At 65.4% G+C, this 26,274-nt stretch carries 28 protein-coding genes and 5 tRNA genes; 16 read left to right on the top strand and 17 right to left on the bottom strand.

The genetic code is table 11. The features are described 5' to 3' along the window. Window positions 1-72: 72 nt before the first annotated feature. Both serS and DIE15_RS19700 read left to right on the top strand, forming a co-directional pair. Window positions 73-1,374 (top strand): serine--tRNA ligase, encoded by a 1,302-nt coding sequence (gene serS, locus DIE15_RS19705; RefSeq protein ID WP_057928508.1) that lies wholly within the window; start codon window positions 73-75, stop codon window positions 1,372-1,374. A gap of 130 nt (window positions 1,375-1,504) precedes the next feature. Next, window positions 1,505-1,595 (top strand) — tRNA-Ser (locus DIE15_RS19700). Between the two features lie 148 nt (window positions 1,596-1,743). On the opposite strand, the gene DIE15_RS19695 is transcribed toward DIE15_RS19700, so the two are convergent. Then, window positions 1,744-2,904: an alkane 1-monooxygenase gene (locus tag DIE15_RS19695; protein ID WP_124834128.1), complete on the bottom strand. Its 1,161-nt coding sequence runs from the start codon at window positions 2,902-2,904 to the stop codon at window positions 1,744-1,746. 541 nt (window positions 2,905-3,445) lie between these two features. Between DIE15_RS19695 and DIE15_RS19690 the strand changes: the two genes are divergently transcribed. The 5 genes from DIE15_RS19690 to DIE15_RS19670 all read left to right on the top strand — a co-directional run bounded on the left by DIE15_RS19690 (window position 3,446) and on the right by DIE15_RS19670 (window position 6,733). Beyond that, the gene (locus tag DIE15_RS19690) at window positions 3,446-4,099 is read left to right on the top strand and encodes a GNAT family N-acetyltransferase (protein ID WP_242431893.1); all 654 of its coding nucleotides are present in this window, start codon (window positions 3,446-3,448) and stop codon (window positions 4,097-4,099) included. Between the two features lie 166 nt (window positions 4,100-4,265). Continuing rightward, window positions 4,266-5,030: a septum site-determining protein MinC gene (gene minC / locus DIE15_RS19685; RefSeq protein ID WP_124834126.1), complete on the top strand. Its 765-nt coding sequence runs from the start codon at window positions 4,266-4,268 to the stop codon at window positions 5,028-5,030. Between the two features lie 59 nt (window positions 5,031-5,089). Then, window positions 5,090-5,905: a septum site-determining protein MinD gene (gene minD, locus DIE15_RS19680; protein ID WP_057928512.1), complete on the top strand. Its 816-nt coding sequence runs from the start codon at window positions 5,090-5,092 to the stop codon at window positions 5,903-5,905. 12 nt (window positions 5,906-5,917) lie between these two features. After that, window positions 5,918-6,172: a cell division topological specificity factor MinE gene (gene minE / locus DIE15_RS19675; RefSeq protein ID WP_006486661.1), complete on the top strand. Its 255-nt coding sequence runs from the start codon at window positions 5,918-5,920 to the stop codon at window positions 6,170-6,172. 159 nt (window positions 6,173-6,331) lie between these two features. Beyond that, a complete protein-coding gene (locus DIE15_RS19670; protein ID WP_057928513.1) occupies window positions 6,332-6,733 on the top strand; it encodes a YXWGXW repeat-containing protein in 402 nt (133 codons plus the stop codon). Window positions 6,734-6,849: 116 nt separating this feature from the next. Here DIE15_RS19670 and DIE15_RS19665 read toward each other — a convergent pair whose 3' ends face one another. Further along, a complete protein-coding gene (locus DIE15_RS19665) occupies window positions 6,850-8,391 on the bottom strand; it encodes a chloride channel protein (protein ID WP_057928514.1) in 1,542 nt (513 codons plus the stop codon). Between the two features lie 174 nt (window positions 8,392-8,565). On the opposite strand from DIE15_RS19665, the gene waaC reads away from it, so the two are divergent. Next, a complete protein-coding gene (gene waaC / locus DIE15_RS19660) occupies window positions 8,566-9,564 on the top strand; it encodes a lipopolysaccharide heptosyltransferase I (RefSeq protein WP_057928515.1) in 999 nt (332 codons plus the stop codon). Between the two features lie 53 nt (window positions 9,565-9,617). Here the strand turns inward: waaC and DIE15_RS19655 are convergent, their stop codons facing one another. The 9 genes from DIE15_RS19655 to rph all read right to left on the bottom strand — a co-directional run bounded on the left by DIE15_RS19655 (window position 9,618) and on the right by rph (window position 15,950). Next, window positions 9,618-9,797: a hypothetical protein gene (locus tag DIE15_RS19655; protein ID WP_057928516.1), complete on the bottom strand. Its 180-nt coding sequence runs from the start codon at window positions 9,795-9,797 to the stop codon at window positions 9,618-9,620. A gap of 104 nt (window positions 9,798-9,901) precedes the next feature. Further along, the gene (locus tag DIE15_RS19650) at window positions 9,902-11,212 is read right to left on the bottom strand and encodes an MFS transporter (RefSeq protein ID WP_124834125.1); all 1,311 of its coding nucleotides are present in this window, start codon (window positions 11,210-11,212) and stop codon (window positions 9,902-9,904) included. Between the two features lie 293 nt (window positions 11,213-11,505). Continuing rightward, window positions 11,506-11,997: an energy transducer TonB gene (locus tag DIE15_RS19640; RefSeq protein WP_057928518.1), complete on the bottom strand. Its 492-nt coding sequence runs from the start codon at window positions 11,995-11,997 to the stop codon at window positions 11,506-11,508. 228 nt (window positions 11,998-12,225) lie between these two features. Beyond that, window positions 12,226-12,519 carry a hypothetical protein gene (locus DIE15_RS19635; protein ID WP_057928519.1) on the bottom strand — a complete coding sequence of 98 codons (294 nt, stop codon included), beginning with the start codon at window positions 12,517-12,519 and terminating at the stop codon, window positions 12,226-12,228. A gap of 157 nt (window positions 12,520-12,676) precedes the next feature. Next, window positions 12,677-13,078 (bottom strand): hypothetical protein, encoded by a 402-nt coding sequence (locus tag DIE15_RS19630; RefSeq protein ID WP_057928520.1) that lies wholly within the window; start codon window positions 13,076-13,078, stop codon window positions 12,677-12,679. Window positions 13,079-13,207: 129 nt separating this feature from the next. Further along, window positions 13,208-13,295 (bottom strand) — tRNA-Ser (locus DIE15_RS19625). Window positions 13,296-13,338: 43 nt separating this feature from the next. Next, on the bottom strand, window positions 13,339-14,553 hold the full coding sequence (hemW, locus tag DIE15_RS19620) for a radical SAM family heme chaperone HemW (protein ID WP_124834124.1): 1,215 nt from the start codon (window positions 14,551-14,553) through the stop codon (window positions 13,339-13,341). 34 nt (window positions 14,554-14,587) lie between these two features. Then, a complete protein-coding gene (rdgB, locus tag DIE15_RS19615) occupies window positions 14,588-15,217 on the bottom strand; it encodes an RdgB/HAM1 family non-canonical purine NTP pyrophosphatase (protein ID WP_057928522.1) in 630 nt (209 codons plus the stop codon). Beyond that, window positions 15,210-15,950 carry a ribonuclease PH gene (gene rph / locus DIE15_RS19610; RefSeq protein WP_124834123.1) on the bottom strand — a complete coding sequence of 247 codons (741 nt, stop codon included), beginning with the start codon at window positions 15,948-15,950 and terminating at the stop codon, window positions 15,210-15,212. Before rph ends, rdgB begins: the two co-directional genes overlap by 8 nt. A gap of 175 nt (window positions 15,951-16,125) precedes the next feature. On the opposite strand from rph, the gene DIE15_RS19605 reads away from it, so the two are divergent. The 4 genes from DIE15_RS19605 (at window position 16,126) to DIE15_RS19590 (ending at window position 20,432) form a co-directional block, all read left to right on the top strand. Next, the gene (locus DIE15_RS19605; RefSeq protein ID WP_057928524.1) at window positions 16,126-17,049 is read left to right on the top strand and encodes a YicC/YloC family endoribonuclease; all 924 of its coding nucleotides are present in this window, start codon (window positions 16,126-16,128) and stop codon (window positions 17,047-17,049) included. 7 nt (window positions 17,050-17,056) lie between these two features. Then, window positions 17,057-17,740, top strand: coding sequence for a guanylate kinase (gmk, locus tag DIE15_RS19600; RefSeq protein WP_057928525.1), 684 nt, complete (start codon window positions 17,057-17,059; stop codon window positions 17,738-17,740). Between the two features lie 58 nt (window positions 17,741-17,798). After that, on the top strand, window positions 17,799-18,002 hold the full coding sequence (gene rpoZ, locus DIE15_RS19595) for a DNA-directed RNA polymerase subunit omega (RefSeq protein WP_006025620.1): 204 nt from the start codon (window positions 17,799-17,801) through the stop codon (window positions 18,000-18,002). 63 nt (window positions 18,003-18,065) lie between these two features. Beyond that, on the top strand, window positions 18,066-20,432 hold the full coding sequence (locus DIE15_RS19590) for a bifunctional (p)ppGpp synthetase/guanosine-3',5'-bis(diphosphate) 3'-pyrophosphohydrolase (RefSeq protein WP_057928526.1): 2,367 nt from the start codon (window positions 18,066-18,068) through the stop codon (window positions 20,430-20,432). Window positions 20,433-20,592: 160 nt separating this feature from the next. Here the strand turns inward: DIE15_RS19590 and DIE15_RS19585 are convergent. The 3 genes from DIE15_RS19585 to DIE15_RS19575 all read right to left on the bottom strand — a co-directional run bounded on the left by DIE15_RS19585 (window position 20,593) and on the right by DIE15_RS19575 (window position 20,959). Next, window positions 20,593-20,669: transfer RNA gene (locus tag DIE15_RS19585), tRNA-Arg, on the bottom strand. A gap of 68 nt (window positions 20,670-20,737) precedes the next feature. Continuing rightward, window positions 20,738-20,814 (bottom strand) — tRNA-Arg (locus tag DIE15_RS19580). Window positions 20,815-20,882: 68 nt separating this feature from the next. Beyond that, window positions 20,883-20,959, bottom strand: a tRNA-Arg gene (locus DIE15_RS19575). Window positions 20,960-21,089: 130 nt separating this feature from the next. Here DIE15_RS19575 and greB point away from each other — a divergent pair. Beyond that, a complete protein-coding gene (gene greB / locus DIE15_RS19570; protein WP_124834122.1) occupies window positions 21,090-21,653 on the top strand; it encodes a transcription elongation factor GreB in 564 nt (187 codons plus the stop codon). 108 nt (window positions 21,654-21,761) lie between these two features. Here the strand turns inward: greB and DIE15_RS19565 are convergent, their stop codons facing one another. Next, on the bottom strand, window positions 21,762-22,904 hold the full coding sequence (locus DIE15_RS19565; protein WP_057928528.1) for a porin: 1,143 nt from the start codon (window positions 22,902-22,904) through the stop codon (window positions 21,762-21,764). Between the two features lie 18 nt (window positions 22,905-22,922). Between DIE15_RS19565 and DIE15_RS19560 the strand changes: the two genes are divergently transcribed. Next, entirely contained in the window at window positions 22,923-23,165 is a 243-nt protein-coding gene (locus DIE15_RS19560; RefSeq protein WP_124834121.1) for a hypothetical protein, read from the top strand. A gap of 235 nt (window positions 23,166-23,400) precedes the next feature. Here DIE15_RS19560 and DIE15_RS19555 read toward each other — a convergent pair whose 3' ends face one another. Next, window positions 23,401-23,664 (bottom strand): hypothetical protein, encoded by a 264-nt coding sequence (locus tag DIE15_RS19555; RefSeq protein WP_057928529.1) that lies wholly within the window; start codon window positions 23,662-23,664, stop codon window positions 23,401-23,403. A gap of 390 nt (window positions 23,665-24,054) precedes the next feature. On the opposite strand from DIE15_RS19555, the gene DIE15_RS19550 reads away from it, so the two are divergent. Further along, on the top strand, window positions 24,055-24,258 hold the full coding sequence (locus tag DIE15_RS19550) for a cold-shock protein (protein ID WP_006476615.1): 204 nt from the start codon (window positions 24,055-24,057) through the stop codon (window positions 24,256-24,258). 160 nt (window positions 24,259-24,418) lie between these two features. Next, the gene (locus DIE15_RS19545) at window positions 24,419-25,543 is read left to right on the top strand and encodes an exonuclease domain-containing protein (protein WP_124834120.1); all 1,125 of its coding nucleotides are present in this window, start codon (window positions 24,419-24,421) and stop codon (window positions 25,541-25,543) included. Window positions 25,544-25,578: 35 nt separating this feature from the next. Here the strand turns inward: DIE15_RS19545 and DIE15_RS19540 are convergent, their stop codons facing one another. Continuing rightward, complete coding sequence (locus DIE15_RS19540) at window positions 25,579-26,172, bottom strand: chorismate mutase (protein ID WP_057928531.1); 594 nt, start codon at window positions 26,170-26,172, stop codon at window positions 25,579-25,581. Between the last annotated feature and the right edge of the window lie 102 nt (window positions 26,173-26,274).

Below are 26,274 nucleotides of genomic sequence, written 5' to 3'. Positions count from 1 at the left end.
CCGGCCAGTGCCGTGGCGGCCCCGCGGTGCGTTAGAATTCCCGTCTTACACAACGATTTTCCAAGTCCTCCCATGCTCGACATTCAGTTGCTGCGCAAAGACCTCGACGGCGTCGCGAAGCGCCTCGCCGATCGCGGCTACACCCTCGACGTCGCCGCGTTCTCCGCACTCGAAGCGGAACGCCGCGCGATCCAGACCCGCACCGAAGAGCTCCAGGCGCGCCGCAACAGCCTGTCGAAGCAGATCGGCGCGATGAAGGGGAAGGGCGAGGACACGTCGGCCGTGATGGCCGAAGTCGGCGGGATCGGCGACGAGATGAAGGCGTCGGAAGCCAAGCTCGGCGAGATCCAGTCGCGCCTGTCCGACCTGATGCTGGGCATGCCGAACATCGCGCACGAAAGCGTGCCGGTCGGCAAGGACGAGGCCGACAACGTCGAGGTGCGCCGCTGGGGTACGCCGCGCCAGTTCGACTTCGAGGTGAAGGATCACGTCGACGTCGGCACGCCGCTCGGCCTCGATTTCGAAACCGGCGCGAAGCTCGCCGGCGCACGCTTCACGATGCTGCGCGGCGCGATCGCCCGCCTGCACCGCGCACTCGCGCAGTTCATGCTCGACACGCACACGCTGCAGCACGGCTACAGCGAGACGTACACGCCGTACATCGTGAACCCCGAGATCCTGTACGGCACGGGTCAACTGCCGAAGTTCGCGGACGACATGTTCCGCGTCGAGAAGGGCGGCGCCGAGAACACGATCACGCAGTACCTGATTTCGACGTCCGAGATTTCGCTGACGAACACCGTGCGCGAGTCGATCGTCGAAGGCTCCGCGCTGCCGATCAAGCTGACCGCGCATTCGCCGTGCTTCCGTTCGGAAGCCGGTTCGTACGGCCGCGACACGCGCGGGATGATCCGCCAGCACCAGTTCGACAAGGTCGAGATGGTGCAGGTCGTCGCACCGGACGCATCGTACGCGGCGCTCGACGAGATGGTCGGCCACGCGGAAGCGATCCTGCAGAAGCTCGGCCTGCCGTACCGCGTGATCACGCTGTGCACGGGTGACATGGGTTTCTCGGCCGCGAAGACGTTCGACCTCGAAGTGTGGCTGCCCGCGCAGAACACCTATCGCGAGATCTCGAGCTGCTCGAACACCGAGGCGTTCCAGGCACGCCGGATGCAAGCGCGTTTCCGCAACGCGCAAGGCAAGCCGGAACTCGTGCATACGCTGAACGGCTCGGGGCTCGCGGTCGGCCGCACGCTCGTCGCGGTGCTCGAGAACTACCAGAGTGCCGACGGTTCGGTCACGGTACCGGAGGTACTGCGTCCGTACATGGGCGGCATGGAGCGAATCGAAGCGCCTGCACAGGCGTCGTGAGATTGCTGCGCGATCGATCTCCGAGGGCATCGCAAAAATTTTGCAGAAAACGCTTGTGAGTGTCGAAGAGATCGTTCTATAATCTTTTCTTTCCCGGACACGACCAACCGGGAAATGAAGCAGCAAGGAAGGAGAGGTGGCAGAGTGGTCGAATGTACCTGACTCGAAATCAGGCGTACGGTTTCCCCGTACCGTGGGTTCGAATCCCACCCTCTCCGCCAAAATACGAAACCCCGTGATCCGGAAGGATCACGGGGTTTTTCGTTTGTGTCGTCCGGCCGTGAACGTGGCTGCATCGACGACGGTGTATCGCCACGTTCAGGTCGCAGCAAGCCGCGTGACGATATCGCGCGACCGCGCTGTCCTGCATCACGCCGCAGCCGAATACCGCGCGAGCACGCGCGCGCGGATCGACGGCTTGATGTTCGACTGCGCCATGTTGCCGCCGTAGTGCGCGACGACACGCGGGTTCATCACGCGATACCAGAGCGGCGGCACATAGGCGAACAGAATCATCGTCGCGTAGCCGGCCGGCAGTTGCGGCGAGTCGTCGAAGTGACGCAGTGCCTGGTACGAGCGCGTCGGGTTCGCGTGATGGTCGGCGTGCCGCTGCAATTGATACAGGAACAGGTTGGTGACGACGTGATTGCTGTTCCACGAATGCTGCGGCGTGCAGCGTTCGTAGCGGCCGCTCGGCAGCTTGCGGCGGCCGAGCCCGTAGTGCTCGACGTAGTTGACGACTTCAAGCAGCGACGCACCGTACACGGCCTGGATCACGAGGAACGGGATCACGACCTTGCCGGCCATCGCGATCGCGATGCCCCACACGACGACGGTCATCGCCCATGCGTGCAGCACCTCGTTGCGCCAGGTCCACGGCGAATGCCCGAGCCGCTCGAGGCGCGCCTTTTCGAGCCGCCACGCCGAGCGGACGCTGCCCGTCATCGTGCGCGGCAGGAAGGCCCAGAACGATTCGCCGTAGCGCGCGCTCGCCGGGTCCTCGGCCGTCGCGACGCGCACGTGATGGCCGCGGTTGTGCTCGACGAAGAAGTGCCCGTACGCAACCGGCGCGAGCGTAACTTTCGCGAGCCAGCGCTCGAAGCGGTTGGTCTTGTGCCCGAGTTCGTGCGCGGTGTTGATCGAGATACCCGTTGCGGCGCCGAGCGACAGCGCGAAGCCGACATAGTCGTACCACGCGAGCGCGTGCGTGCCGACGATCCACACGCACATGAAGAACGCGACGTATTCGACCAGCGTCGCGAGATAGACGATGTAGCGGTAGTAGCGCGCCCGTTCGAGATGCGGGACGACGGCTTCGGGAGGATTGTCGCGATCGTCGCCGATCAGCGTGTCGAGGATCGGAATCACGCCGAACGCGAACAGCGGGCCGAACCACCAGAACACGTGAAGGCCCGTCGACAGCGCGAGCTGGGCCGAAAGAATCGGCAGCGTGATGGTCACCGCGCCGAGCAGCCACAGATAACGTTTGCCATCCGACCAGCCCGAGGCCGATTCGTCGGTCATTGCCATTGTCTCCCTCCTTTGGGGGCCGGCTCCTGCGCTCGAGGGCGCAGGAGCCGCACGTGCACGTTTATCGTCGTTCGAATCGTCGTTGGTCCGCGACACGGCGTGCGTCACCGGATCGTTGGTCCGGTTGTGCCAGTTATACGACTGTCGCGCGCGCTTTCCAAACACCGCCGCTAGGCATGCAACTCCAAACGGCGGACCGTGCATGACGCAGGTCGGGAAGGGCCGGTGCGGGGGTGATTGAAACAGGCAGGCAAGTGCCGATCCGCTCGCGCGAGCGCTGTTCTTGTCAGATGAATGTATGGCGCGACGCGCGCGTACATATGGCCGCGCGCGCCGAAACGAATGTTGCAATGCAATATATGCGGCGCGGTAACGCACGCAGACGCAGCCATTTTGCGTACATATGTTACGGACCATCAGGCTCGTGGCGATGAAATGATGGACGCTCGTTGCATGAATACCGTATAGGACAAGGCGAGCGAGGCGGCACGTCCGACCTTGTGATCGGGAGTGCGATGTGTCGCTGCGCATCGACGCGTCAATGCTGCACCTGCACACCCGCGCGTGCGCCGCCCCCGTTGCCTTTCGATCCACGCAGCCATTTGAAAATAACGATTTGACTCATGCCCCGCTTTCGGTTGAAGCTAGCAGCTTGCTGTCCGAAAGGGGCTGTGCCTGCATGAGTTCGACCTTGACCGTTCGTCGTATCGTTGCCGACCAGGGCGGCGTGTATCGCGAACTCCGCGCCGCATCGCTGCGTGAGCCCTATGCACCCGGCGAAGCGCCGGAGGCCGAATTGCTGAACGTCGATTCCGACGCGGCGGCGGCCATCGCCGCGCTGCGTGCGGCGTCCGACGAGTCGACGACTTTCCTGCTGTACACCGAAGGCCATCCGGCCGGCATGATCGGCGCGTATTTCGACAATACGCCCGAGCGGCGCGCGTTCGTCAGCGAGCTGTGGGTCGCGCACGCGGTCCGCCACCTGCGCGGCGGCGTGCTGCTGCTGGAAACGGCCACCGCATGGCTCGCCGAACGTGGTGCGCAGGACGTCTACGCATGGATCGCCGATGCGAACCGCAACGCGATCCGTTTCTACGAACGTGCGGGTTTCGGTAACACGGGCGAGCATGCGCCGATCGGGCGGATGCCCGGCGCGATGAAGTCGTTGTTCGTGTCGCACTTCAACACGCCCTGACGCATGAACGCGCGGGCCGCACGGCGCGATGAAGGCCAGCTCGCCCGTCCGACTGCCCGCCTGCCGGTTGCGCGCTCGCGGCGACCATCGCCGCCCGGTTCCCCAAAAATAATGGCCGCACGCGTGGACGCCTGTAAAATACGCAAAAATTTTTTGCAGAGTGTCCATGTCGCTTAAAAAATCGCCATTCTTCGAGCTGCGCAGCGGATCGGTCGATACGTTGCTGTTCACCGTGAAGACGACCGATCTCGAGGCGTTGCGTACCGAACTGGTCAAGCGCTTCGAAGCGACTCCCGAGTTTTTCGCCGATGATGTCGTCGCGATCGACGTCCGCCGCCTTGCGGACGGCGAACGCGTCGCGCTCGCCGACATCCGCCAGATGCTGAACGACGTGCGGATGCGCCCGGTGGGCGTCGTTGCGCTAGCCACGCAGGGCTGGGCGGGGGAAGCCGGCCTGCCGTTGCTCGAGGCGCGCGATCGCCGCGTGTCGGCCGCGAAGCCGGCCGACGAAGCGGAGCCGGCGCCGGTCGTCGCGGCTGCTGCCGCGGCAGCCGAACCGGCACCGGAGCCTGCGCCGACGCCGATTCCGGCGGGTGGCCAGACGCTGGTGATCGACCGGCCGCTGCGTTCGGGGCAGCAGATTTACGCGAAAGGAGACCTCGTGGTGCTTGCGCCGGTCAGTCACGGCGCCGAGATCATCGCGGAAGGCAACATCCACATCTACGCGCCGCTGCGCGGCCGCGCACTCGCGGGTGTGCACGGCAATCACGACGCGCGCATTTTCTGCACGTGTCTCGAACCGGAACTGATTTCGATCGCGGGTATCTATCGAACGACCGAGAACCCGTTGCCCGCCGACATACTGGGCAAATCGGTGCAGATCCGGCTCGAAGAGGAAAAATTGATGATCGAACCGCTGCGCCTGACGTGATTCGCACGGCGCGCTCCGGATCGATCGGCTCTCATTGACGAACACAGGGTATTGGGTAAATGGCAAAAATCATCGTGGTGACTTCGGGCAAGGGCGGCGTGGGCAAGACGACGACCAGCGCGAGCTTCGCGTCCGGCCTCGCGCTGCGCGGCCACAAGACGGCCGTGATCGACTTCGACGTCGGCCTGCGCAACCTCGATCTCATCATGGGCTGCGAGCGCCGCGTGGTGTACGACCTCGTCAACGTGATCCAGGGCGAAGCGAACCTGAACCAGGCGCTGATCAAGGACAAGAAGTGCGAGAACCTGTTCATCCTGCCGGCATCGCAGACGCGCGACAAGGATGCGCTCACGCGTGACGGCGTCGAGAAGGTACTGAACGACCTGGTTGCGATGAACTTCGACTACATCGTGTGCGATTCGCCGGCCGGTATCGAGGCAGGCGCGCTGCACGCGATGTACTTCGCGGACGAAGCGCTGATCGTCACGAACCCGGAAGTGTCGTCGGTGCGCGACTCGGACCGCATTCTCGGTATCCTGTCGTCGAAGACGAAGCGCGCGACCGAAGGCAAGGATCCGATCAAGGAACACCTGCTGATCACGCGTTACAGCCCGAAGCGTGTGAGCGAAGGCGAGATGCTGTCGCTCGAGGACATCAGCGAGATCCTGCGCATCAAGCTGATCGGCGTGGTGCCCGAATCGGAAGCCGTGCTGCACGCATCGAACCAGGGTCTGCCGGCCGTGCATATCGACGGCACCGACGTTGCGGAAGCGTACAAGGACGTCGTTGCTCGCTTCCTCGGCGAAGACAAGCCGCTGCGCTTCACCGATTACCAGAAGCCGGGCCTGCTGCAGCGCCTCTTCGGCAGCAAGTAACGGAGGCCGCCCATGTCCATCCTTTCGTTTCTCCTCGGCGAGAAGAAGAAGTCCGCATCGGTCGCGAAGGAGCGCCTGCAGCTCATCATCGCGCACGAGCGGGTCGGTGGCCGGCCGCCGGCCGATTACCTGCCGGCGCTGCAGAAAGAGCTGGTCGCGGTCATCTCGAAGTACGTCCATATTTCGAACGATGACATCCGCGTGAGCCTCGAGCGCCAGGACGATCTCGAAGTCCTCGAAGTGAAGATCGAGATCCCGCAAGCCTGACCTTCGCCGGTCTCCCCCCGCACGGCGGCGTATGCCGCCGTGCGCGTCTTACGCCCTGTTGCACTTTCGGGCTCGCCGTAACACGGTGTCTGTCGGCCGTTGGTCGACCTCCCGCATTGAACGAATACGCTCGCGTCATTTGTTAATCAGGAGGTTGTGATGGCTGTCTCTACTGTTCAACGTCGTATCGTTTCGCTCGCGCTGTTCGCCGCGGGCCTGTCGGCCGTCGTCGCGCCGCTCGCCGCGCGCGCGGACGAAATCCTCGTCGGCGCGCCGGTGATGGTGCAGTCGGGCCGGATGGTCGTCGCCGAACCGGTCGCCGTGCCGGCCGGGGAAATCGTCGTCGTCGCGCCGAACGCGCCGCCGCCCGTGCGCTACGAAGTCGTGCCCGACGCGCGTGTCGGCTATGTGTGGGAGCGCGGTCACTGGCGCTGGGATCATGGTCGCTATGTCTGGATCGGCGGCCACTGGGAAACCGAGCGTATCGGCATGCACTGGGTGCCGGGCCACTGGGATCACCGCGGCCCGAACTGGTTCTGGACCCGCGGCCACTGGGCTTGATGGAGGCGTGCGATGAAACGAACCGCCATTGCCATCGCGCTCGTCGCGATCACGCTCGCAGGCTGTATCGTCGTGCCGGCGCGGCCTGTCTACTATCGGCCGGCGCCGGTGGTGATCTATTGAGTATCGCGCGGGCCTGCTTGCGCCGGGCCGCTCGTGGCGGATGCAGGCCGGCCGCCGTCATGCGGCGTAGCCGGCGCGTGCGTGGCCCCGCTATCGGTCGCCGGGGTGTCCGGCTCGCCACTGTCCCGTTCGCGCAGCGTGTCGAGCGGGTCGGCGGGCGCGGCGGCCGCGTCCTGCGGCTCGGTGACGCCGGTTATGGCCGCCGGTGCAGCAGCAGGTTCGGCGGCGGCCGCGGGCGGCGCGAGATAGCGCTGTGCGAGCGTTTCGTAGAGCGGCGGCGCGAAGAAGCGCGCCATGCGGCTCGACACCAGTGCGGTCGCCATCAGCGAAATCACGAGTGCGTGGCCGTTGATCATCTCCATCACGATCACGAACGACGTGATCGGCGACTGCGTGACGGCCGCGAGGTAGCCGACCATCGCGAGCGCGATCAGCATCGGCAGGCTCATGTCGCCGAACACGATGTGCAGCAGGTTGCCGAACCCGGCGCCGATCGACAGCGACGGCGCGAAGATCCCGCCCGGGATGCCGGGCAGGTACGACGCAACCATCGACACCATCTTCAGGAACGGATAGAGCACCGACAGCCGTTCATGGCCATCGAGCAGGCCGCGCGCCTCGGCATAGCCGCTGCCGAAGGTCGTCCCGCCCGACACGATGCCGACGACGGCGATCACGAAGCCGCACAGCGCCGCGAACGCGATCGGCCGCTCGCGATACAGGTCGAGCAGGCGTGCGGGCAGCCAGCGCCCGGTGTTGAGCAGCAGCCAGCTGAAGAGGCCGCCCGCGATGCCGGTCACGATCGCCGTGACGAGCACGGCGACGGCGAGCATCTTCGGGAAATGCTGGCCGGCGTCGATCGTGCCGAAGTACGTGTAATTGCCGTTCAGGCCCAATGCGACGACACCGGCGAGGATGATCGCGGTGATCAGCACGCCGCTTGCGCGGGCGGAGAAGCTGCGGGTCAGCTCCTCGATCGCGAACACGATCCCGGCGAGCGGCGTATTGAACGCGGCCGACAGGCCAGCCGCCGCGCCGGCGAGCACGAGCTGCCGTTCGATCTGCGCGTTCGAGCGCGGATAGAAGCGCCGCAGGTTGAACATCAGTGCCGCGCCGACCTGCACGGTCGGACCTTCGCGGCCGATCGTGAAGCCGCCGAGGATTCCCAGGAACGAGATCAGGACCTTGCCGAACAGGATGCGCAGCGTCAGCAGCCGCGCGCCGAACGCGCCCGGGCTCGCATGCAGCGTCGCAATGACCTGCGGGATCCCGCTGCCCTCGGCGCCCCGAAAGAAGCGGCGCGTGATCCATGCGGACGCCGCGGCGATCGACGGCGTCAGCAGCAGCGGCAGCCACGCGACGTGGTCGCGCATCGTGCGGAAGGTGTCGTAGCCCCAGTCGATCAACCGCGCGTACAGCACGGCCGCGAGGCCCACGGCGATCGCGCCCAGCCAGAACACGCCATACTGGCGCCAGATCCGCAGCGAGCGGCGGGTGAGGGCGGGAAACAGGGCGGGAAGAGCGGGACGTTGCATCGGCGGTGGGCCGGAGGGCAAAGAACGCATTATAAAAAGAACCGGATGCAGCCGGGGCTCGACAAACTTTCACAAAAGCGACGCACTTTGTTGCAAATGTAATGTCGTAGTAATGTTTGTGCGCCGCTAGCGTCGTTAGCATGGCGAAATGGTCCGATATATCCCACAAAGAACGTGAAACGCATCCTCATCGTGAAAGTGACGTCGCTCGGCGACGTCGTCCAGACGTTGCCCGTCGTCGCGGACCTCCATCGCGCTTTTCCGGGCGTGGCGGTCGATTGGGCCGTGGACGAATCGTGCGCTGAAGTCGTGCGCTGGCACCCGGGTGTGAGCGAGGTGCTCTGCGCGCCGCTGCGGCGGTTCAAGAAGCTCCGCAACGGCGGCGACCTGAAGGCGATCTCCGCGTCGATCGGTGCGCTGCGCGCGCACCGCTACGATGCGATCATCGACCTGCACGGCGTCTACAAGAGCGCAATCATCTCGATCCTCGCGCGCGCCGCGCGCCGCGTCGGTTATCAGACGCAGGATCTCGGCGAGACGGGCGCCCGTTTCGCGTATTCGCATCGCTTCGGCCCGAGGCCGGACTGCGACGCGTGGCACGGGATGCGCGTGAGCGCCGGCGAGGCGCTGGGCTATGTCCCCGAAGGCATCGCCGACTACGGGGTCGTCGCGCCGCAGGATGCGAGCCTGCCCCCCGCCGTGACCGACGGCGCGCCGTTCATGCTGCTGTTTCACGCGACGTCCAATCCGGACAAGCAATGGCCGGCCGACCATTGGGCCGCGCTGGCTATCCGGATGATGGCGCGCGGTGTGCGCGTGCTGATGCCATGGGGATCGCCGGCCGAACATGACGATGCGCAGGACATTGCCGCGCGCGCGCCGGGCGCGATCGTGCTGCCGGCGATGTCGGTGCGCGAACTGGGCGCGGCCATCGGCCGGGCCGCGCTCGTGGTGGGGGTCGATACCGGGTTCGTGCACATGGCGCACGCGCTGAAGCGGCCGACCGTGATGATCTTCGTCGCGACGTCGCGCCACCACTGCGGTATCGGCGGCGCACCGAATGCGCTGTCGATCGGTGAGCCGGGTGCGCCGCCGTCGGTCGAGCAGGCACTCGATGCGATCGATACGGTCGGCCCGGCCTACGCCGTGCTGCGTGCGCGGCTGACGGCCTAGGCGCAAGCCGGTGATTCGCGTGAGCAGGCCGCGGGGAAGCGGCGCCTGCCGGTTCAGGCGAGCAGCGCTTCGACCGTGACCACCGCGGCGATGGCCGCCAGGTTGGCGAGCAACGCCTCGAACAGCAGGCCGCGCCAGGTCTTCGGCCGAAAGCGGGCCGCGAGCAGCAGCGCGCCGCCCAGCGCGAGCGCCAGGATCAGGACGAGGTCTGCGTTGTCGAGGCGGATGTTCATCGCGGCGGCTCCTTCGGGGAGGGATCCCGGGGGCGCGCGGCGGCGCACCCAGGATCGAGTATAGGCAGCGCCACCCACCGCACAACCCGGGGCGCCCCGAAGGTTCAGACGAGTGATGTGTTGCGGGTTTCCCGCATCAGCAGCACGCCGATCAGGCTGATTGTCGCCGCGATCGACACGTACCCGCCCACCCACGACAGCCCACCGTGCGCGGCGAGCAGCTGCGCGATGTACGGCGCGATCGACGCGCCGAGGATCCCGCCGAGGTTGTACGCGACGCCCGCGCCCGTATAGCGGACGTTGGTCGGGAACAGCTCGGGCAGCAGCGCGCCCATCGGCGCGAACGTCACGCCCATCAGGAACAGCTCGAGCGTCAGGAACAGTGCGACGAGCGGCATCGAGCCGCTGCCGAGCAGCGGTTCCATCGCGAAGCCGGACAGCAGCGCGGCGATCGCGCCGACGACCAGCACCGGCTTGCGGCCGAAGCGATCCGACGCCCATGCCGACAGCGGCGTCGCGAGGCCCATGAACACCACCGCGAAGCACAGCAGGCCGAGGAAGCTCTGGCGCGGAATATGCAGCGTCGACACGCCGTATGACAGCGAGAACACCGTCGAGATATAGAACAGCGTGTAGCAGACCACCATCGCGAGCGCGCCGAGCAGCGTCGGCTGCCAGTGTTGCGAGACGAGCGTCGCGACCGGCACGCGCACGCGCTCGTTGCGGTCGAGCGCGGCCTGGAACGCCGGCGTCTCGGTGATCTTCAGCCGCACGTACAGGCCGAGTGCGACGAGCACCGCGCTGACGAGGAACGGGATGCGCCAGCCCCAGCTGCGGAACTGTTCGTCGGACAGCGACAGCGCGAGCGCGAAGAACAGCCCGTTCGACATCAGGAAGCCGACCGACGGGCCCAGCTGCGGGAACATCCCGAACCAGCCGCGCTTGCCTGGCGGCGCGTGCTCGGTCGCGAGCAGCGCCGCGCCGCCCCATTCGCCGCCGAGACCGATCCCCTGGCCAAAACGCAGCACGCACAGCAGCACCGGCGCGAGCGCGCCGATCGTGTCGTAGCCGGGCACGAAACCGATCGCGGTGGTGGACACGCCCATGACGAGCAGCGATGCGACGAGTGTCGATTTGCGGCCGATGCGGTCGCCGAAGTGGCCGAACAGGAACGAGCCGATCGGCCGCGCGATGAACGCGATGCCGAACGTGACGAACGCGGACAGCGCCTGTGCGGTCGCGGAGCCGTGCGGGAAGAACACGGGACCGATGACGAGTGCCGCGGCGGTCGCGTATACGTAGAAGTCGTAGAACTCGATCGCGGTGCCGATGAAGCTCGCGAACACGATGCGCCGGTGGCTGACGGCGCCGGCCGAACCGGTTGCGTGTGCAACGGCCGGGGGGGATGCGGACATGGATGTCTCCGTTTTGTCGTTGGGGCGGTCGGCTGAGCGTGCGCTCGGGGAGGCGGGCACCTGCCGGGAGCAGCCGAGCGGATGATGCAATGGCGGCGTGGACGCGCGCTGTGGCGCGAACGTCACCCGCCGGTCGACGATGGAGACGGATAGGTCGCCGCCGCCCGGGGCCGGCGTGGTCGGCTCGCGTGCCGGGTGCGGCGCGCGAACGCGCGCGCGGGAGGATGGCCGCGCGATTGCGGAAAATTATAGCCAGCGCCGCGACATAGCGGCAATCACGGGCGGGCGCGCGCTCAGTCGAGCGATTGCGCCTGCGCCGACGCGGTGCTTTGCAACTGGAAGTGCCCGTCGTCGTTGAACAGCCAGCCTTCCATCATCTCGATCCGACCATTGCCGTCCAGCAGTTTCGATGGTGGTGGCGGCAGCGGTGCCGAGCGGCGCAGCGACGCGAGCGCGAGTGCTTCCGCTTCGCTGTCGCCGTTGCTGCGATAGACGGATGCGTTGACGAGGCGGCCGCTGCGATCGACGGTGAACGCGACGACGACGAGCGAGCGCAGCATCGCCTGCGGCGTCCCGCGCAACACGCCGGACGGATTGTGTTCGGCGACGCAGTGTGCGACTTCCACGCGGTACTGGTCGAGATTCGCGCTGCGCGTGACTGACGGGATCGTCAGTACCGAGCGCAGCGACGGCGGCGGCGTGATCGTGCAGGCGGCAAGCATGGTGGCGGCGACCAGCGCGGCAATACGCAGCCGGTCGACGCCCGGGCGGGGAAGAGGGGGCATGGGAGGTGTGCCGGAGGGTGACTATAAAAAAATGATAGGCGCCCGGACACGACGTGTTATCGGGAGAAACGCATAGCGCGCGAATCGCGACGTGGCGATTCGCAGATGATGGCGATCGGCGGCCCGTCTGCCGGGCCGGCGTTGCGATGTGACGTGACATGCGACGGTGCGGACACGCCTTGTGCGCACGCGAGTCGCGCGCGGTGGCGGCGGTGAGGCGGGCCTCGCTCAGTAGCCGTGCGTCACGAGCGACAGAACGGACAGGTCCGGATGCGTGCCGTCTATGATGCTCTTGCCGATGTGCACGGCTTCCCGAACTGCTTCGTCGACGCTCGCATAGCTTTCCTCGCCGTCCGCGTGGAAGGGCACCGCATGATCGGGTAGCGCGGGATTCGCACCAGGATGGCAGACGTAGCCGGTGTAGGTGTAACGCGTGTCGCTGCCGGGTGCGAGGCCCGGCACCACATGGATCTCGAAGCCTTCGTAATCGACGTGATCCGTCGCTGTCGACAGTTCGGTCATGGCGGTCTCCGTGTGCCGCTCGCACGGATGGCGCGGGCGGCATCGAGTCGCGGCGGCGGTCGTGTCGCCGTGCTGATCGAATTCTAGGCGATGGCGGACCGGCCCGTGAGGCTTGCGCGCATCGCCTGCGGCAGCGTCGAGCTTGCCGCGTCGCGCGTTACCGCGTGCAGCGCGCGTCCTTGCGCTGCACGACGAGGATCACCGGGTACTTCTCGCCGTGATCGAGTTCCACCGGCGCGACGACGGTCAGCGTCGCCGGGTCGGAATCGTCGTACACGCTGACCTGCTCGTTGCGGATATACGTCACCCCGGTGCAGTTCGACGCGCGCCCGTCATCCGACACCTTGCACTGGATCTCGTTTTCCTTCAGGTAGTTGTACGGCGTCGGGCTTGCGAGATATTCGCGCAGGCTGCGCGGCGAGCCGCCGACGCCCTTCACGTACGCGATCGCGCACGACGGCGTTTGCGCGTCGGTGCCGGAGGCGGAATCGGCGGCCGCTGCGTGCGTGCTGACGGCGGCCAGCAGGGCGACGAGCGACGAGGCGATGAGGGGCTTCATGACGTGGGTTTCCCGTTTCGCGAATCGGAGCGCCGGATTGTAACGGCATCCGGCGGGACGTGTCGGCACGCGGGGCGGGCAAACAAAAACCCCGTCATTCGATGAATGGACGGGGTTTGGCGAACTTCCTGGCGGAAGCGGTGAGATTCGAACTCACGGACAGTTTCCCGTCGCCGGTTTTCAAGACCGGTGCCTTAAACCGCTCGGCCACGCTTCCACACGAGGCGGCATTGTAACCGAAATGCCGCGTCGTTCCCGCTTCAATCGTCGCGCAGGAACAATTCCTGCAGGTCGTTGAGGAAACGCTGGCCGAGCGGCGTCGGTGCGATCTGCGCAAAATCGCGCGTGATCAGCCCGCGCCGCTCCGCTTCCTTGAGTGCCGGATCGATCGTGCTGATCGGCAGGCCGGTGCGTTCGACGAAACTGTGCACGGGAAAGCCCTCGACGAGCCGCAGCGTGTTCAGCATGAACTCGAACGGCAGGTCGCGCGCGCCGACTTCACGCTCTTCCTGCACCGGCGTGCCGGCCATCGCCTGTTCGATGAAGGTCGCCGGATGCTTGTAGCGCGCCTGCCGCAGGATCCGGTTCGGGAACGACAGCTTCGTGTGCGCGCCGGCGCCGATCCCGAGATAGTCGCCGAAGCGCCAGTAGTTCAGGTTGTGCTTGCACTGATGATTCGGCTTCGCGTATGCGGACACTTCGTAGCGTCCGTAACCGGCCTCGGCCGTGCGTTCGTGAATCCATTCCTGCATGTCGGCCGACGCGTCGTCGTCGGGTACCGCAGGCGGAAACTTCGCGAACATCGTGTTCGGTTCGAGCGTCAGGTGATACAGCGACAGATGCGGCGGCGCGAACGACAGCGCGGTCTCGATGTCGGCCCGGCATTCGTCGAGCGTCTGGTTCGGCAGTGCGAACATCAGGTCGAGGTTGAAGTTGTCGAACGTCTTCGCGGCGATCTCGACGGCGGCGCGCGCCTGTGCGGTGTCGTGAATGCGGCCGAGCGCTTTCAGATGGCCTTCGTTGAAGCTCTGGATGCCGACCGACAGGCGGTTCACGCCGCTCGCGCGGAACTGCGCGAACTTCGCGGCCTCGAACGTGCCCGGATTCGCCTCGAGCGTGATCTCGGCGTCGGCATCGAGCGGCAGCAGCGCGCGCACGTCAGACAGCAGCCGGTCGAGGCCGGCCGCGGACAGCAGGCTCGGCGTGCCGCCACCGATGAACACCGTATGCACCTGGCGGCCCCAGACGAGCGGCAGTGCCTGTTCGAGATCGGCGCGCAGCGCGTCGAGATACTCGGTTTCCGGGAACCGCTCGCCTTTCCACTCGTGCGAGTTGAAATCGCAGTACGGGCACTTGCGCACGCACCACGGGAAATGTACGTACAGCGCGAGCGGCGGCAGCGACGTGAGCCGCACCTGCCCGGGCGACGTGAACGTCGCGACGACGCGCGCGCCAGTTTGCGCTGCCTGGCTCATGCGGCCTCCGGCTGCGAATGCGTGACGAAGACGATCATGCGGGTTCCTCCGCGAGCCGAGCGAGCAGCGCCTTCAGCGCAAGTGCGCGATGGCTGTGCGTGTTCTTCACGGCCGGCTCGAGTTCGGCTGCCGTCGCGCCGAGCGACGGCAGATGGAAATACGGGTCATAGCCGAATCCGTGCTCGCCGCGCGGCGTGTCGACGATCTCGCCGACCCAGCGGCCTTCGGCGAACAGCGGCTCGGGATCGTCCGCGTGGCGCACCAGCGCGAGCACGCAGCAATAGTATGCGCGCCGGTCGTCGACGCCGTGCAGCTGCTCGACGAGATACGCATTGTTCGCCGCGTCGCCCTTGTCGCGGCCCGCGCGCTGCGCGTAGCGCGCCGAATAGACGCCCGGTGCGCCGCGCAGCGCACGCACGCACAGGCCCGAATCGTCGGCGATCGCCGGCAGGCCGGTGAGGCGCGACGCATGCCGCGCTTTCGCCAGCGCATTCTCGATGAACGTGCCGAACGGCTCTTCCGCCTCGGGCACGGCCAGGTCACCCTGCGGCACGATCTCGATGCCGACTGTCGAGAACAGCGCGGTGAATTCGCGCAGCTTGCCGGCGTTGTTCGACGCGAGCACGATGCGCGACAGCGGCGCGAGGGTGCGATCGTCAGACATGGGCGGCGCCCAGCACGTCCTTCTGCAGCTGCACGAGCTGGCCGATCCCGCTTTGCGCGAGGTCGAGCAGCGCGTTCATCTCGGCGCGCGAGAACGGCACGCCTTCGGCGGTGCCCTGGACTTCGACGAAGCCGCCGGCGCCCGTCATCACGACGTTCATGTCGGTGTCGCAGCGCGAATCTTCCGCGTAGTCGAGGTCGAGCACGGGCGCGCCTTCGTACACGCCGACCGAGATCGCGGCAACGTGGTCGGTGATCGGCGAACGCGCGAGCTTGCCGGCCGTGATCAGTTTCGACACGGCGTCGTGCGCGGCGACGAAGGCGCCGGTGATGCTCGCCGTGCGCGTGCCGCCGTCGGCCTGGATCACGTCGCAGTCGATGTGGATCGTGCGTGGGCCGAGCGCCTCGAGATCGAACACCGCACGCAGCGCGCGGCCGATCAGGCGCTGAATTTCCTGCGTACGGCCCGTCTGCTTGCCGCGTGCGGCCTCACGGTCGCTGCGCGTGTGCGTCGCGCGCGGCAGCATTCCGTATTCGGCCGTCAGCCAGCCCTGGCCGCGATCGCGCAGGAATTCGGGCACGCGTTCGGCGACGCTCGCGGTGCAGATCACCTTGGTGTCGCCGAATTCGACCAGGACCGAGCCTTCGGCGTGTTTCGTGTAGTGGCGCGTGAGGGCGACCTTGCGCAGTTCGTCGGCGCGACGGCCGCTCGGGCGGGACAGGGAAGACATCATGGGGGAATCGTGGACGGAAGAGGAAACCCCGATTTTAGCGCCGAACGGCAGCCTTGCCCGGCGGGGTGGGGCGCAAAAATGGGATAATGCGCGCTTCCCGCCCCGCGCCTTGCAATGCGCCGGGCGCCTCGACATATCCCCGCCCGAGAAGGGCACCCAGACGGCGAGACGAACCATGATCTACAGCATGACGGGCTATGCGAGCGCGACGCGCGAACTCGCGACGGCCACCGGCAACGGCGGCACCAGCGTGTCGGTCGAACTGCGCACCGTGAACTCGCGCTTCCTCGACCTGAATTTCCGCATGCCGGACGACGTGCGCGCGTGCGAACCCGCGCTGCGCGAAATGCTGATGAACAAGCTGTCGCGCGGCAAGGTCGACGTGCGCATCAACCTGCAGCGCGGCGAGCAGAGCATCGGCGCGGGCGCGCTGAACCAGTCGGCGCTCGGCCAGCTCGCCGAGCTCGAGCGCTCGGTGCTCGATGCGTTCCCGGGTGTCGGCCGCCTGCGCGCGGGCGAGATCCTGCGCTGGCCGGGCGTGCTCGCCGAGAGCGGCGTGTCGGCGGAAGCGATCCGCGACGCGGTGCTCGCGTGCGGCAAGGAAGCGATCGGCGAGCTCGTCGTCGTGCGTTCGCGCGAAGGCGCGCAGCTGGCCACGATGCTGCTGTCGAACGTCACTGAAATGGAAGCGATCGTCGCGCGCATCACGCCGCTCGTGCCGGAGCTGATCGCGAAGCATCAGCAGAAGATCGTCGAGCGGCTGCAGGAAGCGCTCGGCCTCGCGGCGCCCGAAGGAAGCGCGGCGATCGTCACGCGCGAGGAAGCCGCGGAACGCATTCGTCAGGAAGTGACGATGTACGGCATCCGGATCGACATCGCGGAAGAGCTGTCGCGACTCACCGCGCACCTGAACGAAACGCGTCACGTGATCGAGAAGGGCGGCCGCGTCGGCAAGCGTCTCGACTTCATGATGCAGGAACTGAATCGCGAAGCAAACACGCTCGGCTCGAAGGCGGCGGCGAAGGAACTGGCCGACGCGTCGATGGCACTGAAGCTGCTGATCGAGCAGATGCGCGAGCAAGTGCAAAACCTGGAGTAAAAGCAACATGACCGACCCTAACCGCGACGGCCACGCGTCGCATGCGCTGCACGGCGGCGTCTATCCCGGCAACCTGTTCATGGTCATCGCCCCGTCGGGCGCCGGCAAGTCGACGCTCGTGAACGCGCTGCTGTCGAAGGACAGCGACATCTGCCTGTCGATTTCGTACACGACGCGCAAGCCGCGCCCCAACGAGCAGGACGGCCAGCACTACCACTTCACGACCGTCGAGGATTTCCGTGTGCGCCACGCCGCGCATGAATTCCTCGAGAGCGCGGAAGTGCACGGCAACTACTACGGCACGTCGCGCGTCTGGATCGAGGAGCAGATGGCGAACGGCCATGACGTGCTGCTCGAGATCGACTGGCAGGGCGCGCTGCAGGTGAAGAAGCAGTTCCGCAACGCGGTCGGCATCTTCATTCTGCCGCCGTCGCTCGATGCGCTCGAGGAGCGCCTGAAGAAGCGCGGGCAGGACGAGCCGAACGTGATCACGCGACGCCTGCTCGCCGCGGGCAGCGAGATGGCGCACGCATCCGAAGCGGAATACGTCGTGATCAACGAGAATTTCGATCGTGCGCTGGCCGAGCTCGAATGCATCGTCGCGGCGACGCGCCTGCGCTTTGCTTCGCAGTACGCGCGACATGCGGAGCTGTTCATCGAGCTCGGTATCCATCTGCCCCACGCGGAATGACGCGGGGGTAGAGGGACATAAGGTAGAATAAGGACTATATTCAGAAGGAATTACCAACATGGCTCGCATTACCGTCGAAGACTGCCTGAAGCAAATCCCCAACCGCTTCGAACTGGCGCTCGCCGCCACCTACCGCGCGCGGCAGCTCGCGCAAGGCCATACGCCGAAGATCGAGAGCCGCGACAAGCCGACCGTCGTCGCGCTGCGCGAGATCGCCGCCGGCCAGGTCGGCGTCGAGATGCTGAAGAAGGTGCCGGTGTAACGCGCATCCGGCCCGTTCCAGCCATGTAGTCCACGCGCGCAACGACTCGACCTGGAGGCGAATATGAGCACCACCCCATCGTCCGCCTCCGCGGATTCGACCACCGAAGCCACGGCCCAGTCGCCTGCGCGCCAGTACATCGACGCGGTCCTCGAACAGTCCTTCCGGCATCTGTTCGGGCCGACCGCCACTCCGGAGCAGCCGCGCAAGCACGGTGTCGTTTCGATCGCGAAACTGACGACCGCGCTTGCCGAGTATCTCCCTCCGGAAGAAATCAAAGAGGTCAAGGCGGCGTTCCACTTCAGCGACGAAGCCCACCTCGGTCAATATCGCCAGAGCGGCGAACCCTACATCACCCATCCCGTCGCCGTCGCGGAAATCTGCGCCGGCTGGAAGCTCGACGCGCAAGCCGTGATGGCAGCGTTGCTGCACGACGTGATGGAAGACCAGGGCGTGACCAAGAGCGAGCTGGCCGAACGCTTCGGCCCGAAGGTCGCCGAACTGGTTGACGGCCTGTCGAAGCTCGACAAGATGGAGTTCCGCAGTCGCGAGGAAGCGCAGGCGGAAAACTTCCGAAAGATGCTGCTCGCGATGGCACGCGACGTGCGCGTCATCCTCGTCAAGCTCGCCGACCGCTTGCACAACATGCGCACGCTCGGCGCTGTGCCGATGGAAAAGCGCCGTCGCGTCGCACGCGAGACGCTCGACATCTATGCGCCGATCGCGCACCGCCTCGGGTTGAACAACACGTATCGCGAGCTGCAGGACATGAGCTTCGCGAATTTCAACCCGCATCGCTACGCAACGCTCGAGAAGGCCGTGAAGGCCGCGCGCGGCAACCGCCGCGAAGTGATCAGCAAGATCCTCGAGGCTGCGCAACGCGCGATGACCGACGCGAAGATCGACGCCGAGATCACCGGCCGCGAAAAGACGATCTACAGCATCTACCGCAAGATGCGCGACAAGCAGCTGTCGTTCTCGCAGGTGCTCGACGTGTACGGCTTTCGCGTCGTCGTCGAGAGCCCGCTCGACTGCTACACGTGCATCGGCGCGCTGCACGCGCTGTACAAGCCCGTGCCCGGCAAGTTCAAGGACTACATCGCGATCCCGAAGATCAACGGCTATCAGTCGCTGCACACGACGCTCGTCGGCCCGTTCGGCGCGCCGATCGAGTTTCAGGTGCGCACGCGCAAGATGCACGAGATCGCCGAGGCCGGCGTGGCCGCGCACTGGTTGTACAAGAACGGCGGCGCGGATCTGAACGATGTGCAGAAGCGCGCGCATCAGTGGCTGAAGTCGCTGCTCGACATCCAGAGCGAAGCCGGCGATTCGAGCGAATTCCTCGAGCACGTGAAGATCGACCTGTTCCCGGATGCGGTCTACGTGTTTACGCCGAAGTCGAAGATCATGGCGCTGCCGCGCGGCGCGACGGCACTCGATTTCGCGTATTCGATCCACAGCGACCTCGGCAACCAGTGCGTGGCCGTGAAGATCAACAACGAGCTGCTGCCGCTGCGTACCGAGTTGAAGAGCGGCGACATCGTCGAGGTGATCACCGCGCCGTATTCGAAGCCGAACCCCGCGTGGCTCGGTTTCGTGCGTACCGGCAAGGCACGCTCGGCGATTCGTCACTACCTGAAGACGATGCGCCTGAACGAGTCGGTGCAGCTCGGCGAGCGGCTCGTCGACCAGAGCCTGAAGGGTTATGGGCTCGCACTGGCCGACGTGACGCCGGAAGTGTGGGAAAAGCTCGTGCAGTGGACGGGCAACAAGAGCCGCCAGGAAATCTTCGCGGACATCGGCCTCGGCCGCCGCGTCGCTGCGGTGATGGCCAAGCGCATCGAGGTACTGATGAGCGGCCGCGATGCGGACGACGACCTGCCGAAGTCCGAGCGTCATCCCGCACACAATGCGCCGCCGGTCGTGATTACCGGCACCGAAGGGATGTCCGTGCAGCTGTCGGCGTGCTGTCGGCCGATTCCGGGCGATGCGATCATGGGCTATATCGGCATTGGCCTCGGGATGGCGATTCATACGACCGATTGCCGTGTCGCGCAGCGCATCCATCGCCGCGATCCGGGCCGCTGGATCGACGTCGAATGGGCGCCGCAGCCGGGACGTCTGTTCGACGTCGCGGTGAAGGCGCTCGTGAAGAACACGAAGGGCATCTTCGCGCGTGTCGCGGCGGACATCACGTCCGCCGACGCGAACATCGTCCACATCGCGATGGACGAGGACCTGACGCACGAATCGACGGTGCTGCGCTTCGTGATCCAGGTCAGCGATCGCGTGCACCTTGCGAACGTGATGCGGCGCGTGCGGACCAATCCGGACGTGATGCGGATCATGCGCGAGCGCTCGACCGACGACAGCGTGCATGCGCGTCACGACGGCGGCATGCGCATCGAGCGCGAACGGCAGGATTACTGACGCGACGCGTTGCACGGACGGCGGCCACGGGCCGCCGTTTTTGTTGGTGGCGCGGGTTCGACGACGTTGTGCGGGAGCAGGTCGAGCGGACGTAGTGGTCGCAGGGAAGAGGGGAGCAGAAAAGAAAAAAGGGCCTTCCCGGAGGAAGGCCCTTCTGAGGTGGCGCGGCTGGCAGGATTCGAACCCACGACCCCTTGGTTCGTAGCCAAGTACTCTATCCAACTGAGCTACAGCCGCACGCAATAACAAAACAACGACTACTTCGAACTGAAAGGGCCTTCGGTTCGGAAGGCCCTCGAAAAAAGTGGCGCGGCTGGCAGGATTCGAACCCACGACCCCTTGGTTCGTAGCCAAGTACTCTATCCAACTGAGCTACAGCCGCACGCAATAACAAAACAACGACTACTTCGAACTGAAAGGGCCTTCGGTTCGGAAGGCCCTCGAAAAAAGTGGCGCGGCTGGCAGGATTCGAACCCACGACCCCTTGGTTCGTAGCCAAGTACTCTATCCAACTGAGCTACAGCCGCACGCAGAAGCGGAAGTATAGCAGAGCCGTATAAAAAGGGAAGCCTTATTCGCAAAATATGTCGCGCGATCTTGCACGGCCGCCTTCGTGTACTCTTGGGGCATCAGTCATCCAGGTTTTGAATCTGCATCATGAACAAGGCGTTTGTCAAAGAGTCGGACGGCGACGACGACGATCTCGACCCGAGTCAACCCGCGATTCCGGCGGGCACGAAGAACTACATCACGCCGGCCGGCCACAAGCGGCTCAGGGACGAGCTCCTGAACCTGATCGACGTCGAGCGTCCCGAGGTCGTGCGCCTCGTGTCGTGGGCTGCGTCGAACGGCGACCGGTCGGAGAACGGCGACTACATCTACGGCAAGCGACGGTTGCGCGAGATCGACCGCCGGATCCGCTTCCTGACGAAGCGGCTCGATCTCGCCGAAATCGTCGACGCGAGCCGGCAGGAGAACGTCGACCAGGTGTTCTTCGGCGCGACCGTCGACTACGCGACGCCGGACGGCGAGGGTCACACCGTCACGATCGTCGGGATCGACGAGGTCGATCTCGATCACGGTTGCGTCAGCTGGATCTCGCCGGTCGCGCGAGCGCTCATCAAGGCGAAGATCGGCGATACCGTCACGCTGATGACGCCGGTCGGTCCGCAGCCGATCGATGTGCTCGACGTTCGATATCCGGCACCGGGCAACGCGTGAGCATGAAGCGGCGCATCCGTGCAATGCCACGCTGAAACGAACAAGCGCCCCGGGTGGGGCGCTTCGTCATGACGGTCCCGGACGAACGGCCGGGACGAATCGAATCGCTCAGAAGCGGTGACGCATGCCGGCCGTGACGGCGATCTGCTTGTTCGTCGACGACGCGGTGCCGAGCCCGTTGATGTTTGCGCCGATCGCCAGGCCGTCCGAATTGACCCGCTGGTATACGCCTTGCAGGTACAGGTCGGTGCGCTTCGACAGCGCATAGTCGGCCTGCAGGTTGAACTGGTGCCAGCTCGGTGTCTGGCCGTCGAGGCGGCTGTCCGTGTACGTGTACGAGCCAGCGAGCGAGAACGCCGGCGTCAGCGCGTAGCGACCGTTGACTTCGTAGTTGTTGAAGCGCGTGCCGCCAGTGAGCGGGATGCCGCTCGACACGCCGGACTGCCCGGCGCTGATCCCCGCCGAATCGGTCAGGCGCGTCTGCGTGAATACGAAGCCGGCCGTCGCGGGCCCGAACGTGTAGTCGAGGCCCGCGCCCCAGGTGCGCTGCCGGCTGGCCGCGAACGTCCAGTCGCCGGCCACCGCGCCGGGGTCGCTGGCCGCGAGCGCCAGCGCGTTGATGTTGTTGTTGAGCTGCATGTACGCGGCCGCGACGTTGAAACCCATATAGCTGTACGACGCGCCGACGCTGTATGCGCGGTTGTTCGAGAAATCGCTGGAATTCGAGAAGCCGTACAGCGCGCCGAACTTCAGGCCACCGTAGTTTGCGCTCTGGTACTTGACCGAATTGTTGATCCGGAACGAGTTGTTCAGGTTGTCGTTGTCGAACGGATGCGCGAACTGCGTGCCGCCGTACTGGGTGCCGGTCAGCGACAATGGGCCGAGGAAATCGACGACGCTGTCGTATTGGCGGCCGAGCGTGAGCGAGCCATAGCTGTCGTGCGCGAGCCCGACGAACGCCTGGCGGCCGAACTCGCGGCCGTTCTGCTTCAGTGAGCCGTTGTTGATGCCGAAGCCGTTCTCCAGCGTGAAGATCGCCTTCAGTCCGCCGCCGAGATCCTCGGTGCCGCGCAGGCCCCAGCGGCTGCCGTTGATCGAGCCGCTCGTTTCCTGCCACGCGCTGTGTCCGCCCTGGTTGTTCGTGTAAGTGATGCCGGCATCGATCAGGCCGTACAGCGTGACGCTGCTTTGCGCATGGGCGGCGCTGGCCGCCACGCCCGCCAATGCGGCGACGATCAGGGTCTTTTTCATGATCTGTCTCCAAACAGGATGATGTCGATCGAACCTGCTGCGGGCATCGGCGGCATCGCAGGTGGCGACGCCGTGCGCGTGGGCGCGGCACCCTCGTCGGAATCCATTTGCAGTGTACGAATCGGCCGGGGCACTGAAGAAAATCGCTTCCGGCAATACTGTATTTTGAATCGCGCAAGAATGAGTATGAACCCCGAGAGCCGTGGCCATCAAGACTTTGCGGCGGCGCAGCAGGCGGAACTGCGGATCAGGACTGCGTAACGGGCGTTGCGCGATCGCGACAGGCGATCAGTAGCGGGCGAGGGTGCGGCTAGCGCGATTATTGACACAACGGCAATAGAGGTTTGTGTGGAGCATGGATAATGAAAGGATGTTCTCTCGCTATACTGCGATCTCTGCTTTCCGAAGCAGACTTTTTCGTTGACGGAAAAGATCTCCAAACCTTTGTCGGCGCGACTTCCCAGTCGCGCTTTTTTTTGCTCCGTCTTCCCGATCCCTATTGCGGGTACGAGCGCCGCTTGCGCTTGCCTGTCGGCTGCGCGTCTTCGGCTTCGGCCTGAGGCGGCGTGTACGTCCAGTCTTCCATCACGTAGTGACGGGCGTCCAGCGGTGACGCCAGCAGGTTCTGCCAATGATCGCCGTGCCAGGTCGGGTCGAACTCGGTGTCGCACGGCGCTTCATGGGACTCGGCCAGCGCGCGGGACTTGCGGCGTACGCGTGTGAGCCGGCTCGCGAAGCGCTTGATTCCGTCCAGCCACATGACCTTCTCCTTCCATTGCTTTGCACCAGCATCGCAACGTCCCCTGTTTTTCGCAACCGGAAAAAACCCGAGGAATTACCGACTTGATTTGTCCCCGGTAGGTTTTTCTCGGTATGGATTAATGGCGAACTGGGCCCGGTAACATTGACAGGTTTTTGATGCGAATCAATTAATAAAAGGCGATGGTGTACCGATTCCAGTGGTATTGACGTTTTTTGATTAAGAAGGCGCAAAAAATTCCCTTGACGCACCCGGATTGTCCAATTTATAAAGTCAGCACTCCGTCCCCGGGCGGAGCGCTGGGGGTGAGTGTCGGCGCGCCGTTGCGGGATTTCGGGAAGCGGCTATAAACAGTAGCTTTTTTGATCTAAACGAGTGGGGAACGAAGGTATGGATACCGGTATCGTAAAATGGTTTAACGATGCTAAAGGTTTCGGCTTTATTACGTCCGACAATGGCGGTGAAGATCTGTTTGCGCACTTTTCCGAAATCCGGATGGACGGCTTCAAAACGCTGAAGGAAAACCAGCGCGTTTCCTTCGACGTGAAAGTCGGCCCGAAAGGCAAGCAGGCAGCGAATATCCAGGCGGTCTGACGCGCCACGCATTGCCGATCACGTCCGGCCCCTGCATTGCGGGGGCTTTTTGTTTTTCGGGGCGCGAAAAGCTGGCGGCAGCGCATCGATTCGGGTTCGGACTGGTCGCAAACACGCATGCCGGTGCATACTCACGAAAGCATCGTTTCCCTGTCTTTTCATGTCCGATTCCCGTCCGTCCGATCCCGCCAGCGAACAACCGCTCGTCTTCGTCGACCTTGAAACCACCGGTGGCTCGTCCGCCGAACACCGCATCACCGAAATCGGTATGGTCGAAATTGGTCCGCTCGGCGTATCGACGTGGACGACGCTCGTCAATCCGGGACAGTCGATTCCGCCCTTCATCCAGCAACTGACGGGCATTTCGGACGAGATGGTACGCGATGCGCCGTCGTTCGCGTCGCTCGCGCCCCCGCTGTTCGAACGGCTCGACGGCAAGCTGTTCGTCGCGCACAACGCGAGCTTCGACCGTGGCTTCCTGCGCGCCGAGTTCGAACGTGCCGGCATCGCGTTCAACCCGGACGTGCTGTGCACGGTGCGGCTGTCGCGTGCGCTGTTTCCGCGCGAGGCGCGGCACGGACTCGATGCGCTGATCGAGCGGCATGGCCTCGTCCCCGCGGCCCGCCACCGGGCACTCGCAGATGCGGATCTCCTTTGGCAGTTCTGGCGGCAATTGCACGAGATCGTGCCGCTGGAGCGTCTGCGCGACCAGATCGCGCGCACGACGCGCCACTTCCGTCTCGGGGGGAACCTGACTGAAGCGTGGCTCGATACCGCGCCCGCCGGATGCGGTGCGTACGCGTTGTTCGGGGAGGGTGATGAAGCCCTTTATGTCGGGCGCAGCGTGCGCGTGCGACAGCGCTTGCGCGCGCTGCTGACCGGCGAGCGGCGCTCGTCGAAGGAAATGCGGCTTGCGCAGCAGGTGCGGCGTGTCGAATGGCAGGAAACCGGCAACGAACTCGGCGCGATGCTCGCCGAGGCGCAGTGGATCGCCCGCTTGCGTCCGTCGTACAACCGGCGTCCCGCCGATCACGCCCGTGCGGGCAGTGCGCCCTGGCCGTTCGACGGCGCGGTCGCGTTCGAAGCGTGCGGCGAGCGTCGCATGTTTCATGTGATCGACGGGTGGCGCTACCTCGGGGCAGCCGATTCGCTCGACGCGGCCGTGCGGCTCGCGGCCGATGGTCCGGACGGCGCGTTCGAACCCCATACCCACCGGCTGCTGCAGACCCATCTCGCGCGTGGCCTGCAGCTGATTCCGCTCGTGGTGCTCACGCCTACCGACTGAACGGCACGCGCGTCCGCACCGTATGGCGTGTGCAGTCAGCCGATCGCGCTGGCGCCGCCGGCCGAGCAGACGTGCGCCAGTGCAGTGCCGAGCGCCTGCGTCTGGGTGGCGTCGTAGCGTGTGAGCGTCTTCCAGTTCGCGATGCTGCGAGCGAGCCGCGCCTGGCAGTCGGGCGCGTCGCGCAGCGGCGCGACCTGGGCGAGGCCGGTCAGCATCTTTTGCGTGAGCTGGTCGAGCGCCGGCCGCGTGCTGGTCGCGAGGTCGGGCGGCGTGCCTTCGGGCGGCCGCGTGGCGCGCCAGGTCGCAAAGAGTGCGTTCTGCACGTCCTTGCTCGCGGCGATCTGATCCTCGAAGAACCTGCGCGCGAACGCCGGGTCCACGCCCGCCTGCGCAGCGCGCTTCTCCACCGATGAGAGCAGTGCCGCTTCGCGCGGCCCATCCTCGATCGCCTTGTGGTTCGCCCATTTCCAGCGTGCGACGGGCTCGGCAAGCGCGAGCCGCTGCGATGCGAGCGCGACGAGGTTGGTGAGCGCGGTGTCGTCGCCGTCCGCGCGCGCGACGTGCGGTGACGAAAAAAGGGCGACGCCGAGCGCGGCGACAGCGACGCTGGCACGAATGACTTGTTTCATCGGGACGATCGTGAGAGCCGGGCGGGCCGGAGGTGGAAAAACAGAAGGATAGACGAAGAGAGTCGCGCGGCGGAGCGACGCGACAGAAGAATCAGCGGACGA

The sequence above is a fragment of the Burkholderia sp. Bp9031 genome (assembly GCF_003857965.1).
Taxonomy (GTDB): domain Bacteria; phylum Pseudomonadota; class Gammaproteobacteria; order Burkholderiales; family Burkholderiaceae; genus Burkholderia; species Burkholderia ambifaria_A.
Note: the sequence above shows the minus strand (reverse complement) of the source record. Positions and strands in the feature narration are given on the sequence as shown.